The organism is Roseixanthobacter pseudopolyaromaticivorans, assembly GCF_043195145.2.
Lineage (GTDB): Bacteria > Pseudomonadota > Alphaproteobacteria > Rhizobiales > Xanthobacteraceae > NCEH01.
In genome coordinates, this window is record NZ_CM195539.1 from 4,364,362 (window position 1) to 4,377,067 (window position 12,706).

The 12,706-nt window shown below is 68.4% G+C and carries 11 protein-coding genes; 8 read left to right on the forward strand and 3 right to left on the reverse strand.

All coding sequences use genetic code 11. The features are described 5' to 3' along the window. Nucleotides 1-201: 201 nt before the first annotated feature. Nucleotides 202-1,446, reverse strand: a complete 1,245-nt coding sequence (locus V5F68_RS20405; protein WP_394015907.1) for a glycerate kinase type-2 family protein — start codon at nucleotides 1,444-1,446, stop codon at nucleotides 202-204. A 259-nt stretch (nucleotides 1,447-1,705) separates the two neighbouring features. Here V5F68_RS20405 and V5F68_RS20410 point away from each other — a divergent pair, with 259 nt between their 5' ends. The 6 genes from V5F68_RS20410 to V5F68_RS20435 all read left to right on the forward strand — a co-directional run bounded on the left by V5F68_RS20410 (nucleotide 1,706) and on the right by V5F68_RS20435 (nucleotide 7,897). Next, entirely contained in the window at nucleotides 1,706-2,650 is a 945-nt protein-coding gene (locus V5F68_RS20410) for a TAXI family TRAP transporter solute-binding subunit (RefSeq protein ID WP_394015906.1), read from the forward strand. 138 nt (nucleotides 2,651-2,788) lie between these two features. Beyond that, nucleotides 2,789-4,909: a TRAP transporter permease gene (locus V5F68_RS20415; RefSeq protein WP_394015905.1), complete on the forward strand. Its 2,121-nt coding sequence runs from the start codon at nucleotides 2,789-2,791 to the stop codon at nucleotides 4,907-4,909. Beyond that, nucleotides 4,906-5,271, forward strand: coding sequence for a DUF1850 domain-containing protein (locus V5F68_RS20420; RefSeq protein WP_394015904.1), 366 nt, complete (start codon nucleotides 4,906-4,908; stop codon nucleotides 5,269-5,271). Before V5F68_RS20415 ends, V5F68_RS20420 begins: the two co-directional genes overlap by 4 nt. A gap of 34 nt (nucleotides 5,272-5,305) precedes the next feature. Beyond that, nucleotides 5,306-6,226 carry a methyltransferase domain-containing protein gene (locus V5F68_RS20425; protein WP_394015903.1) on the forward strand — a complete coding sequence of 307 codons (921 nt, stop codon included), beginning with the start codon at nucleotides 5,306-5,308 and terminating at the stop codon, nucleotides 6,224-6,226. Nucleotides 6,227-6,266: 40 nt separating this feature from the next. Continuing rightward, nucleotides 6,267-7,427 (forward strand): iron-containing alcohol dehydrogenase, encoded by a 1,161-nt coding sequence (locus V5F68_RS20430; protein ID WP_394015902.1) that lies wholly within the window; start codon nucleotides 6,267-6,269, stop codon nucleotides 7,425-7,427. After that, nucleotides 7,424-7,897, forward strand: a complete 474-nt coding sequence (locus tag V5F68_RS20435) for an acyl-CoA thioesterase (RefSeq protein WP_394015901.1) — start codon at nucleotides 7,424-7,426, stop codon at nucleotides 7,895-7,897. Before V5F68_RS20430 ends, V5F68_RS20435 begins: the two co-directional genes overlap by 4 nt. Before the next feature lie 113 nt (nucleotides 7,898-8,010). Here V5F68_RS20435 and V5F68_RS20440 read toward each other — a convergent pair whose 3' ends face one another. Then, nucleotides 8,011-8,415, reverse strand: a complete 405-nt coding sequence (locus V5F68_RS20440; RefSeq protein ID WP_348845861.1) for a (deoxy)nucleoside triphosphate pyrophosphohydrolase — start codon at nucleotides 8,413-8,415, stop codon at nucleotides 8,011-8,013. Continuing rightward, a complete protein-coding gene (gene argJ, locus V5F68_RS20445; RefSeq protein WP_394015900.1) occupies nucleotides 8,412-9,653 on the reverse strand; it encodes a bifunctional glutamate N-acetyltransferase/amino-acid acetyltransferase ArgJ in 1,242 nt (413 codons plus the stop codon). The genes V5F68_RS20440 and argJ overlap by 4 nt, the downstream gene beginning before the upstream one ends. 182 nt (nucleotides 9,654-9,835) lie before the next feature. On the opposite strand from argJ, the gene nudC reads away from it, so the two are divergent. Further along, a complete protein-coding gene (gene nudC / locus V5F68_RS20450; protein WP_394015899.1) occupies nucleotides 9,836-10,771 on the forward strand; it encodes an NAD(+) diphosphatase in 936 nt (311 codons plus the stop codon). A 10-nt stretch (nucleotides 10,772-10,781) separates the two neighbouring features. After that, a complete protein-coding gene (locus tag V5F68_RS20455; RefSeq protein WP_394015898.1) occupies nucleotides 10,782-12,671 on the forward strand; it encodes a uracil-xanthine permease family protein in 1,890 nt (629 codons plus the stop codon). The last annotated feature ends 35 nt before the right edge of the window (nucleotides 12,672-12,706 follow it).

The following is a 12,706-nucleotide window of genomic DNA, read 5'->3' on the forward strand; positions in this document are numbered from 1 at the left end:
CCGGACCCCCCGGTTCCTCCACCCGCAATCTATGTGCAACGCAGCAAAGGTCAAGGACATTGACCCATCAAGCCATAAGTCAAGCCCACGCTAACCCCCTGGAAAGAGGGGCTAGTGATTTGACTCAGCTCAATTTCCGCGCGCCATGCGGCGGACGCAACGCTGCTGCGTCGCAGCAATAACAGGCTTGGTTACCTAATTTTAGCGGACCAGGATGGCGCGGAAATCATTCACATTGGTCAAGGTCGGACCCGTGACGACGAGCCGGTCCAGCTTCTCGAAGAAGCTGTAGCCGTCGTTATTGGCGAGGAGATCCGCCGCCGAAACGCCGGCCGCCCGCGCCTGCGCCAGGATCTGGTCGTCGAACCAGGCGCCCGCATTGTCCTCGGTGCCGTCCACCCCGTCGGTATCGCAGGCGATGGCGGAAATGCCCTTCGCTTCCTTCAGCGCGATGGCGAGGGCGAGCAGGAATTCCACGTTGCGCCCGCCCCGTCCCTTGCCGCGCACCGTCACCGTGGTCTCGCCGCCGGACAGCAGCACGCAGGGCGCCTTGGCCGGTTCGCCGTGGGTCGCCGCGCTGAACGAGATGCCGGCGAACACGGTGGCCGCCTCGCGCGCCTCGCCCTCAATGGCATCGCCGAGGATGACCGTCGAAAGGCCAAACGCCTTCGCCTTCTCCCGTGCCGCGTGCAGCGCCATCATGGGGGTGGCGATCATATGAACTTCCTGCCCCGGCAGGGCGTCGCCGGAGACGGTATTGGCGCGGATGACGGCCTCCATCTGCGGGCTCACCGGCACCTGATAGGCCCGCATCAGGGCAAGCACCGCCTCGGGATCGGACTTTTCCGGAATGGTGGGGCCGGAACCGATGGAGCGGGGATCGTCGCCCGGCACGTCCGAGATGAGATAGGTGACGCAGCGGGCCGGGGCGATGGCCGCCGCGAGGCGCCCGCCCTTGATGGCCGACATGGATTTGCGCACCTGGTTCATGATGCCGATGGGCGCGCCGGACCGCAGCAGGGCCTTGTTGAGCGCCTGCTTGTCCTCAAGCGTCATGCCCTCCGCCGGAAGGGTGAGGAGCGAGGAGGCGCCGCCCGACATCAGGCAGATCACGAGATCGTCCGGCCCGGCGGAGCGGGCGAGTTCCAGGATGCGCTGCGCCGCCTTCAGTCCGGCCGCGTCGGGCACCGGGTGGGCGGCCTCGACGATCTCGATCTGGCGGGTTTCGCAGCCATGGCTATAGCGCGTCACGATCAGCCCCTCGCAGGGCTTCTGCCAGGCGTCCTCGAACGCGCGCGCCATGCGGGCGGAGGCCTTGCCGGCGCCGATGACGATGGTGCGCCCCTTCGGCGGCTCCGGCAGCCGCCCCTCGAACTTGCCCTCCGGCACGGCGGCCGCGAGCGCGGTCTCGAACAGGGCGAGGAGGATTTCCTTGTCGGATGGCATGAGCGCTCCCTTTGCCCTCCGCACGGGAGGGCGGCATCCCGCGCCCTTAGGGCTTGTGGGATTCATTATTTCACCCCGTCACTAGCGCCCCGAAACGCCGGGATCAATGGCCCGCGCCCGTGAAAACGCGGTTCGCAGGCGGGTCGGGACCAGGGTAGGCGGTTTAGACTTTCGTCTCAGCCGCAAGAAAGCAGGTGGCCTTTGCCGTCGAAGGCGTTAGCCTTTCGGAAAAATGCCAAATGATATCGGAGGAGCGTTCATGAAAAGGCTGAAGATGGTTGCCCTGTCGGTCGCGCTGGCCTGCGCGCCCATGGCCTCGCAGGCGGCGGAATTCGTCAACATCCTCACCGGCGGCACCTCGGGCGTCTATTATCCGATGGGCGTCGCCATTTCGAATATCCTGTCGAGCAAGGTGCCGGACGTCCGCCCCTCCGTGCAGGCCACCAAGGCGTCGGTGGAAAATCTCATCCTGATCCAGCAGGGCAAGGGCGAGATCGCTTTCACTCTCGCCGACAGCCTCGCCGACGGCTGGGCCGGCAAGGAAGAGGCCGGCTTCAAGGCGCCGCTCAAGAAGGTGCGCGCCCTCGCCGCGATCTATCCCAACTACATCCAGATCGTCGCGTCCAAGGACAGCGGCATCAAGACGCTCGCGGACCTGAAGGGCAAGCGCCTCTCGGTCGGCGCGCCGAAATCCGGCACCGAATTGAATGCCCGCGCGATCCTCAATGCCGCCGGCCTCAAATATGAAGACCTCGGCAAGGTGGAATATCTCCCCTTCGCGGAATCGGTGGAGCTGATGAAGAATCGCCAGCTCGACGCCACCTTGCAGTCGGCCGGCCTCGGCGTGTCCTCCATCAAGGACCTCGCCACCGCGGTCGAGATCAACGTGGTGGAGATTCCCAACGCCGTCGTGGACAAGGTGGGCACGCCCTATCTGAAGACGGTGATCCCCGCCGGCACCTACACCGGCCAGGACAAGGACGTCGCCACCGCCGCGGTGCCGAACTTCCTCGTCGTGCGCGAGGACATGAAGGACGCCGACGTCTATGCCATGACCAAGGCGATCTTCGAGAATCTGCCGGACCTCCAGGCCGCCCATGCCGCCGCCAAGGCCATTTCGCTGCAGGGCGCCATGAAGGGCTCGCCGGTGCCGTTCCACCCGGGTGCGGAAAAGTACTTCAAGGAAAAGGGCGTTTCGCCCTGACCTTTGGGAAGATGACGTGAACGGGCGCACCCTTGCGGTGCGCCCGTTTCCCATTCCCGCCGCCTGCCGCATGGGCAAAGACCCGCCGGCCGGTGCGGCCCGGACGATCCCGAGCCAGCGATTCTGGAGCGAGTGAAGATGAGCGCGCCGAGCCTATCCGCCGATGCCGATGTCACGCCACCGCAGACTTTCGCGCCCATCGACGACATGGAGCACGGCCTGCCCCCGGGGTTTGGCCAAGGGCTCAAGGGGCAGATCCTGTTCTGGATCGCCATCGCCTTTTCCGCCTACCAATTGTTCGTCTCCACCTATGCCATCCTGCCGAGCCAGGTGATCCGCGGCCTGCATGTGGGCTTCCTGTGCCTGATCTCTGCGGCCCTTATTGCCAATCACCGCAGCACCTCCAAGCTCACGCTCGCACTCGGCTGGGGCGTCGGCCTCCTCGGCTTCGCGACCGGGCTCTATCAATGGATCTTCTATAACGACCTGATCCTGCGGGCCGGGGATCTCTCCGGCGCCGATTTCATCATGGGCATCGCCCTGATTGTGGTGGTGTTCGCCGTCTCCTGGCAAATGATGGGGCCCGCCCTGCCGCTGATCTGCGGCGGCTTCCTGGCCTATGGCCTGTTCGGTCAATATCTGCCCGCCCCGCTCGACCATCGCGGCTATTCGCTGGAGCAGATCGTCGAGCAGATGTCGTTCGGCACCGAGGGCATCTATGGCGTGCCGATCGCGGTCTCGGCCACCTACATTTTCCTGTTCGTCCTGTTCGGCACGTTCCTGGAACGGGCCGGCATGATCCAATTGTTCAATGATCTCGCGCTCGGCCTGTTCGGCCGCGCCCGCGGCGGACCGGCGAAGGTGGCGGTGTTCTCCTCCGCGCTCATGGGCACCATTTCCGGCTCGGGCGTGGCCAATGTGGTCACCGTCGGCCAGTTCACCATCCCGCTGATGAAGCGCTTCGGCTACAGCGCGTCGTTCGCCGGCGGGGTGGAGGCCACCGCCTCCATGGGCGGGCAGATCATGCCGCCGGTCATGGGCGCCGTCGCCTTCATCATGGCCGAGACCATCGGCGTGCCCTACGCCACCATCGTCAAGGCTGCGATCATCCCCGCCATTCTCTATTTCGCCTCCGCCTTCTGGATGGTGCATCTGGAGGCCGGCAAGCGCGGCCTGATGGGCATTCCCAAGGACAAGGTGCCCCTGATGCTGCCGGCCCTGCGCAAGGGCTGGTACCTGCTGCTGCCGCTGATCGTCCTGGTCTATCTGCTGTTCGCCGGGTACACGCCGCTGTTCGCCGGCGCCGTGGGCCTGGCGTTGACCGTGGTGCTGATCCTTGGCCAGAGCCTTTCCAGCGAAACCTCGCGGCCGCTGATCCGACTTGCCTTCTGGATTGCGCTCGGGCTCGTGTGCGCGGCCTTCTTCGAATTCGGCGTGATGGTCATCGTCGGCCTGGTACTGGTGCTGGTGTTTGGCAACCTCATCACCCGGGGCGGGCGGGCAACGCTCGTGCTGTGCCGCGACGGGCTGGCGGAAGGCGCGCGGCAGGCGCTGCCCGTGGGCATGGCCTGCGCCATCGTCGGTACGGTCATCGGCGTGCTCACCCTCACCGGCTCCGCCACCATCTTCGGCGGATGGGTGGTGTCCATCGGCAAGGACACGCTCTGGCTCTCGCTGCTGCTGACCATCGTCACCAGCATCGTTCTCGGCACCGGCATTCCCACCATTCCCACCTATATCATCACCGCCTCGCTGGCCGCGCCGGCCCTGCTCACGCTCGGCGTGCCGCTGATCGTCAGCCACATGTTCGTATTTTATTACGGCATCATCGCCGACCTCACCCCTCCGGTGGCGCTTGCCGCCCTCGCCGCCGCGCCGATCGCGAAAGCCTCGCCCGACGCCATCGGCTGGCAGGCGTGCCGCATCGCGCTGGCGGGCTTCCTCATCCCCGTCATGGCGGTCTACGAGCCCACCCTGATGCTTCAACAGGGCGGGGAAATCGCCGCCCAATACGGCTATTGGGTCGAGGTGGCCTATGTGTTCTTCAAGGCCAGCATCGTCATCGGCCTGCTGGGCGCGGTGGCCATCGGCTGGCTGTTCGGGCCCCTATCGATCCTCGAACGGGTGGTGGCGGGGATCGCGGCCCTGCTTTTCGTCGCCTCGGTGCCCCTGTCGGACATCGCGGCCTTCGCGCTGCTGGTGGCGTTCCTCGCGTGGCATCTGATCCAGGTGCGGAACGCACCGGCGCGAACGGCGTGAGCCTGATCTGTCTCGCCGGGGGCGGGGTCACGCTGCGCCTTGCCGCCATGATCACCCTCGCCTGGACCCATTCGGTGCAGAAGACCTCATGGGAGGAGGACTGGCGGGCAACGCCCGCCGGCCTGGTGCTCACCGAGATGCGGCTGGAGGGCTCCGGCGCGGGCATGGAACCGCCCGAAGGGGCGGTGCTGAAGGACGGGCGCTATGTCGCCCATCCCACGCTGGCGCCGCAGAAGCAGATCGTTATGCGCCGCTCGGGTGCGACGGCGGATTACCGCGTCTGCATCGAAGGCACCTGCCGGCCCATGGGCGCGCTGCTGCCGGAGAGCGCCGACCCGGTGACCCTGTCGGTGTGCGAATGACCCGGCCTGTGCAAGCCGCATGGTGCGCGCTTATATGGCGCCCATGAGCAGCCCTCTCGTCTTCGACCGGCCCTTGCTGCGCCGCCGCCTCGCCCGTGCCGCCACGCTTGGCCCGGCGGATTTCCTGCTGGATCGCGTGGCCGAGGATGTCGGCGACCGCCTGCTGGCGGTGAAGCGCGATTTTCCCCGCGCGCTCGATCTCGGCAGCGCTACCGATGCCGTCGCCGAGACGCTGGCACGCCATCCCGGCATCGACACCGTGTTCCGCGCGGCGCCCCTCGCGCCGGCGCGCCCCGCCTTTCCCGCCGTGGTGGCGGACGAGGAGGCGCTGCCGTTCGCGGAAGGCGCGCTGGATCTCATCGTCTCCGCGCTCTCGCTGCAATATGTGAACGATCTGCCCGGCGCTCTCGCCCAGATCCGCCGCGCCCTGAAGCCGGATGGCCTGTTCATCGCAGCCCTCGTCGGCGGGTCGAGCCTGGCCGAACTGCGCGAAGCCTTCGCCGTCGCGGAGAGCGAGACCACGGGCGGCCTTTCGCCCCGCGTCGCGCCGTTCGCCGATGTGCGCGACATGGGCGCGCTGCTGCAAAGGGCGGGCTTTGCCCTGCCGGTGACGGACGTGGACCGCGTGAGCGTGCGCTATGCCTCTCCCTTCACCTTGTTCGCCGATCTGCGCCGCATGGGGGCGGGCAATGTGCTCGCCGAGCGCCGGCGCGTGCCGCTGCGCCGCGGCACTTTGCTGCGGGCGGCGGAGGTTTATGCGGAACGGTTCGCCGATGCGGACGGACGGGTGCGCGCCACCTTCGAAATCGTCTGGCTGTCGGGCTGGGCGCCGCACGAGAGCCAGCAGAAGCCGCTGCGCCCCGGCTCCGCCCGCATGCGCCTCGCCGACGCGCTCGGAACGAAGGAAGTGAAGACAGCGGGGGATTCCCCGGCCGGGCCGGAACAGCCAGAATAGACCGCGTTTCGCGTCCCGCGCGAACATCTGAGGGGGAGCCATGTCCGGGTTCGTGTTCAACACCACGCCGAGCATCGTGTGCGCCAGCGGCGCGGCACTGCGGGTGGGCGATCTGTTCGCGGCGCGGGGGGTCTCGCGCATCCTGATCGTCACCGATCCCGGCATCGTCAAGGCGGGCCTTCTGGCGCCGACGCTGGAAGCCCTGCGCGCGGCGGAAATCGCCCACCGCATCTTCGACCAGGTTGTGGCCGACCCACCGGAGGACGTGGTGTTCGCCGCCACGTCCGAAGCCGTCGCCATGGGCGCGCAAGGCGTGCTCGGGCTCGGCGGCGGCTCCTCGCTGGACGTGGCCAAGCTGGTGGCGCTGCTCGCGCTGGGCCAGGAGGCGCTGACAGAAATCTACGGCGTCGGCATCGCCAAGGGACCGCGCCTGCCGCTGATCCTGGTGCCCACCACCGCCGGCACCGGCTCGGAAGTCACGCCCATCTCCATCGTCACCACGGGGGAGACGGTGAAGAAGGGCGTGGTCTCGCCTTGCCTGATCCCCGATATCGCGCTGCTGGACGCCGACCTCACGCTCGGCCTACCGGCCCATGTGACGGCGGCGACCGGCGTGGACGCCATGGTCCATGCCATCGAGGCCTATGCCTCGGCGAGCCCCAACAACAATCCCATCTCGCGCGGCCTCGCCAAGGAAGCCCTGCGGCTGCTGGGGGCGAATATCCGCACCGCCGTGCACCAGGGCACCGACCGGCCGGCGCGCGAGGCCATGCTGCTCGGCTCGCTGCTGGCGGGGCAGGCGTTCGCCAATTCGCCGGTGGCGGCGGTGCATGCGCTCGCCTATCCGCTCGGCGGCCATTACCATCTGCCGCACGGGCTCACCAATGCCCTTGTGCTGCCGCACGTGCTGCGCTTCAACCTGCCGGCCGCCGCAAGCGCCTATGCGCAGATCGCGCCCATCGCCTTTCCCGACATCGGTGCGGGCACGGACGCGCAGGTGGCGGAACGTTTTGTCGAGCGGCTGGCCGCGCTCTCCCTGGATCTCGGCCTGCCCCGTTGCCTGAGGGAAGTGAACGTGCCGGAACACCATTTGCCCATGCTGGCGGCCGATGCCATGAAGCAGAGCCGCCTCCTGGTGAACAATCCCCGCCCCGTGCACGAGGCGGATGCGCTGGCCATCTATCAGGCGGCCTGGGCATGAGCGCGCCGGCCCAAGAGCAAAAGGACAGCGGGAACAAGGGTGCGGGGCGCGAGCAGCCGGCGCTGATCTCCGCCTTCCCGCACCTCCTCACCATCACCACCCGCTGGGCGGACATGGATGTCTACGGCCACGTGAACAACGTGGTTTTCTATTCCTATTTCGACACGGTGGTGAATGAGTATCTGATCTCCAAGGGCGCCCTGGATTTCGAGAAGAGCCCGGTGATCGGGCTGGTGGTGGAAACCCGCTGCGCCTATTTCGCCAGCCTCTCCTATCCGGCGGTGGTGCAGGCGGGCCTTCGGGTGGCGAAGCTCGGCTCCAGCTCGGTGCGCTATGAGATCGGCCTGTTTCAGGGCAGCGATCAGGCGGCGGCGCAGGGGCATTTCGTCCATGTCTATGTGGACCGCCTCACCCGCCGGCCCGTGCCGTTGCCGGAGGCGCTCAAGGCGGCCTTGCTGCCGCTGACCTGAGCTATCGCGCGGATAAGTGCCGCGTCCCGGCCAAGTGTCCCGGCCAAGTGCAGCGGCCAAGTGCAGCGGCGGCGCAGCCGGCGCGGAACGCGAGCCGGGATACCCTGCCGCCCCTACGGCCCGAGCAAATCGATCAGCGCCGGGATCAGCGGGGCGTCGGCGGGGGGCATGGGCAGGTCGCGCAGTTTCGCCGGGCGCAGCCATTTCAGCCCGGAATGCTCGCGCGCCACCACCGGCCCGTCCCAGCGGCGGCAGATCCACAGCGGCATCAGCAGATGGAAGGTCTCATAGCCATAGCTGGCGAAGGTGAGGGGGGCGAGGCAGGCCTCCTTCACGGTGATGCCGAGTTCCTCGTTGAGTTCGCGGATGAGGGTTTCCTCCGGCCGCTCGCCCGCTTCCACCTTGCCCCCGGGAAACTCCCAGAGGCCGGCCAATTGCTTGCCCTCCGGGCGCTGGGCCACCAGCACCCGGCCGTCCGCGTCCACGAGCGCGCAGGCGGCAACGAGGACGATCTTCACGAGCGATAATCGCCGTTGATGGCGATGTATTCCTTGGTGAGATCGCAGGTGAGCGCGCGGAACTTGCCGTCGCCGAGCCCGAGGTCCACCCGCACGTCGATCACATCGCCCTTCATGTAGCGCGAGACGATCCCCTCGTCGTAATCGGGATCGCGCGCGCCATGGGCGGCCACCTGGATGTCGCCGAAGGAGATGGCGAGAAGGTCGCGGTCGGCCGGCTCGCCGGCCTTGCCCACCGCCATCACCACGCGGCCCCAATTGGCGTCCTCGCCGGCGACCGCGGTCTTCACCAGCGGCGAATTGGCGATCGACATGGCGATGCGCCGCGCCGACTTCTTGGACACCGCGCCGCTCACATGCACGCGCAGCAGCTTGCGGGCGCCCTCGCCGTCGCGGGCCACCTGTTCCGCGAGATCGGCCATCACGCCCTTCAGCGCGGCGCGGAAGCCTTCGACGCGCGAATCATCCCAGCGCTTGATGGTGCCGACGCCCTGCACCTTGGAGGCGCCGGTGGCGAACAGCAGCAGCGTGTCGGAGGTGGAGGTGTCGCCGTCCACCGTCACCGCGTTGAAGGTGGAGCCCACCGCCTTCGACAGCATCTTCTGGAGCACGTCGGCGGCGATCGGCGCGTCGGTGACGATGAAGGAGAGCATGGTCGCCATGTCGGGCGCGATCATGCCGGCGCCCTTGGCGATGCCGGCGATGGTCACGTCCACTTCGCCGAGCTTCACCGTGGTGGTGGAGAGCTTGGGGAAGGTGTCCGTGGTCATGATGGCGCGTGCCGCCTCGGTCCAGTTCTCGCTGGCGAGGCGGGTGGCGGCGTCCGCGAGCGGCGCCTCGAACTTGTCGGCGTCCAGCGGCTCGCCGATCACACCAGTGGAGGCGAGGAACACTTCCGAGGGCTTGCAGCCGAGCGCCGCGGCGGCATATTCGGCCGTAGCGGCGGTGGTGTCGCGGCCGGCTTCGCCGGTGAAGGCATTGGCATTGCCCGAGTTCACCACCAGCGCCCGCGCCCGGCCGCCGCGCAGCGCCGCCCGGCACCATTCCACGGGAGCGGAGGGGCACAGGGAGCGCGTGGTGACGCCGGCAACCGTGGTGCCCGGCGCAAACACCATCAGCAGCACGTCGGTGCGGCCCTGGTATTTGACGCCGGCTGAGGCGGTCGCGAACCGGACGCCCCCGACGGGCGGGACATAGGGAATCAGCCGGGGGGCGAGCGGGGACAGGGGAGCGGACATCGGCATGGCCTTTGGTGAATGGCGCGCGAGATGTGCCGCAGGCCGCGTCCGCAGGCAAGCGCTTCGCGCGCAGAGCCGCCCCTCGCGCGCGCATTCCATGGGACCGGGGGCGCGCCGGCCTTGCCTCCCTGTGTCGCCCATGCCACGGTCGGCGCCGTCTCGCACTGCCACCCTCAGGGGCCATGCCACTGCTTTCCCTACCGGATCTCGGACCCTGGCCGGCCCTCGGCTACCAGGGCAGCCCGCTCGACCGCGCCGCCCATCTGCGCGGCTCGGTCGAAGACCTCGCCAAGCGGGATGATGCCCGCTTCTATCTCCTCGGCGGCGAATGGGTGGTGCTCCACCCGGGAGAACCGCTGCGCGACCCGCTGTTCACCGCCGATGCCGCAGCCGCGCTCGGCAGCGGCAAGCGGATCTTCCTCGGCCTCGCCGACGGTGCGCCGCGCTTCGCCGCCCGGTTCGATCCGGCGGAAAAGGAGCGCCTGGAGGCGCGCGGCCTTCTGGTGCCCGATCTGCGCTCCACCGCCGTGCAGGGCCTTGTGTCCACCGATCATCTGGCCGCGCTCGCCTGCGGCAAGGCCATGCTCGCCTGGCACGGGCGGCATCGCTTCTGCGCCAATTGCGGCACCCGCACCCGCGCCATCGAAGGCGGCTGGCGGCGCGATTGCCCGAACTGCGGCGCCCAGCATTTTCCCCGCACCGATCCCGTGGTCATCATGCTGACCTATCGCGGCGATCAGTGCCTGATGGGCCGGGCGCCGCATTTCGCGCCGGAAATGTGGTCCTGCCTCGCCGGCTTCGTCGAGCCCGGCGAGACCATCGAGGAAGCGGTGCGGCGCGAGACGCTGGAGGAAACCGGCATCACCACGGGCGCGGTGCGCTATCGCTGGTCGCAGCCCTGGCCCTACCCCATGTCGCTCATGTTCGGCTGCATCGCCGAGGCGACATCTGAAACCATCACGATGGACCCGAACGAACTGGCGGGCGCCCGCTGGTTTTCCCGTGAGGAAACCGCGAAGATGCTGGTGCGCGCGCACCCCGAGGGACTGTTCGTTCCGCCGGCGAACGCCATCGCCCATCACCTCATCCGCGCCTTCGTCGAAGGCGCGACCGTCTGAAAGAGCACACGTGCCGGATCAACAGCCCCGCTCCGGACCGCAGATCATCCCAGGCCCGCATCAGGACGGGCCGCATCACGACGGCCGCCGGGCTCATCACAGGCATGGCGGCGCCGCGCGCTGGCGCGGCTCGGTGCGCGCGGCCCTGCGCCCGCTGCGCCGGCTGATCGCGCCCGAACGCGGCACCGCGCCCCGCCCCGTGCGCCGGCCGACCAACCTGGTCTATGGGCTGGAAGACAAGGTTCCACTTTCCGCCCTGATTCCCCTGTCCACCCAGCACGCCATGCTGGCGCTGACGTTCCTGATCTACCCCATCGTCGCCGCCACCGAGGCGCGGCTGCCGGAGGATCAGGTCGAGGCCATGCTCAGCGCCTGCGCCATGTGCATCGGGCTGTCCACCATCATCCAATGCTCCCGCACCCGCTTCGGCAGCGGCTATCTGGCGATCCACATTCCCGCCGCGGGTGCCATTCCGCTCGCGGTACAGGCGCTCACCATTGGCGGGCTGGGGCTGATGGCGGCGACGACGATCCTGGTCGGCGTGTGCCAATTGTTCATGGCGCGCCTCGTGCGCCCCCTGCGCGTGCTGCTGCCGCCCGAGGTGTGCGGCGTCGCCGTGACCATGCTCGGCGTTTCGCTGGCGAGCCCTGCCCTGCGCCGCGCGCTCGGCCTGGAAGGTGGCGGCACGCAGGTGAACCTCGGCCCGCTCGCCGTCTCCATGGTGACGCTCGCGCTGATCGTGTGCGTCACCGTGTTCGCGCCGCGCCGCTTCAAGCTGTTCGCGGTGCTGGTGGGGGCTTCCAGCGGCTGGGTGCTCGCCTCCTTCAGCGGCGTCGATCCCATCGATCTCAGCGCCACGCTGGCCAAGGCGGATTTCATCGCCCTGCCGCACCTGCAATTGCCCTCGCTGGCGCTGGAGCCGCGCCTGTTCCCGCTGGTGGCGCTGCTGGTGATGATGGGACTGGTGGACGTGCTCGGCGTCACCGTCTCGCTGGAAAAGATGAACGATGCCGAATGGCGCCGCGCCGACATGCAGGCGGCGGGGCGGGCGGTGACCGCCTGCGGCATCGGCAACATCCTCAACGGCATGACCTCGGGCTTCCAGTCCGGCCTCTCGTCCTCGGCCGTGGGCCTCGCCTTCGCCACCGGAGCCACCGCGCGCAGCATCGGCATCCTCGCCGGGGTGGTAATCTTCGCCACCGCCTTCTTCCCCAAGGCGATCATGGCGCTGACGCTGATTCCCTCGCCGGTGATCGGCGGCATCCTGCTCTACACCTCGGCCTATCTGCTAGTGGCGGGCATGGACCTCATCCTCTCCCGCCGGCTCAGCGAACGGCGGGTGTTCCTGGTGGGGCTTTCGGTGCTGGCGGGGCTCTCGGTGGCGCTGCTGCCGCTGAAGGGACAATTGCCGTTCTGGATCCAGCCGCTGTTCTCCACCCCGCTCACCGTCGCGGCCTGCTGCGCCATCGCGCTGAACCTGCTGTTCCGAATCGGCATCTCGAAGGAAAGCTCGTTTGTAGTGCCCGAGGGCGCCAACGCCTTCCTCACCGCCCAGGACTTCCTGGAACGCCAGGGCGACCTGTGGGGCGCGCGGCGCGACGTGATTGCCGCCGCGATCCCGGTGGCGGCGCAGGCGCTGGAGGTGCTGGTGGACACAGGCATCGCCGAGGGGCCGGTGGAATTGCGCGCCCGCTTCGACGAGACCCATCTCGACGTGTTCGTGCTCTATGACGGCGAGGTGCTGGAGGTGCCGAAGGAACGCCCCTCGCCCGAGGCGCTGCTGGGCGACGCCAAGGAAGTGGCCGGCTTCGCCGCCTATCTTCTGGTGAAGCTGGGCGACCACGTCACCTTCGGCCGGGCGGCCGGGCGCGCGCGCATCACCCTGCGCTTCGACCATTAGGGCGCACGACCGGCCCTTCGCGGAAAGCCACCGAC

Coding starts and splice junctions, on each gene's coding strand:
- V5F68_RS20405 (WP_394015907.1), bottom strand. CDS start 1,446: ATGCCATCCGACAAGGAAATCCTCCTCGCCCTGTTCGAGACCGCGCTC.
- V5F68_RS20410 (WP_394015906.1), top strand. CDS start 1,706: ATGAAAAGGCTGAAGATGGTTGCCCTGTCGGTCGCGCTGGCCTGCGCG.
- V5F68_RS20415 (WP_394015905.1), top strand. CDS start 2,789: ATGAGCGCGCCGAGCCTATCCGCCGATGCCGATGTCACGCCACCGCAG.
- V5F68_RS20425 (WP_394015903.1), top strand. CDS start 5,306: ATGGCGCCCATGAGCAGCCCTCTCGTCTTCGACCGGCCCTTGCTGCGC.
- V5F68_RS20430 (WP_394015902.1), top strand. CDS start 6,267: ATGTCCGGGTTCGTGTTCAACACCACGCCGAGCATCGTGTGCGCCAGC.
- V5F68_RS20435 (WP_394015901.1), top strand. CDS start 7,424: ATGAGCGCGCCGGCCCAAGAGCAAAAGGACAGCGGGAACAAGGGTGCG.
- argJ (WP_394015900.1), bottom strand. CDS start 9,653: ATGTCCGCTCCCCTGTCCCCGCTCGCCCCCCGGCTGATTCCCTATGTC.
- nudC (WP_394015899.1), top strand. CDS start 9,836: ATGCCACTGCTTTCCCTACCGGATCTCGGACCCTGGCCGGCCCTCGGC.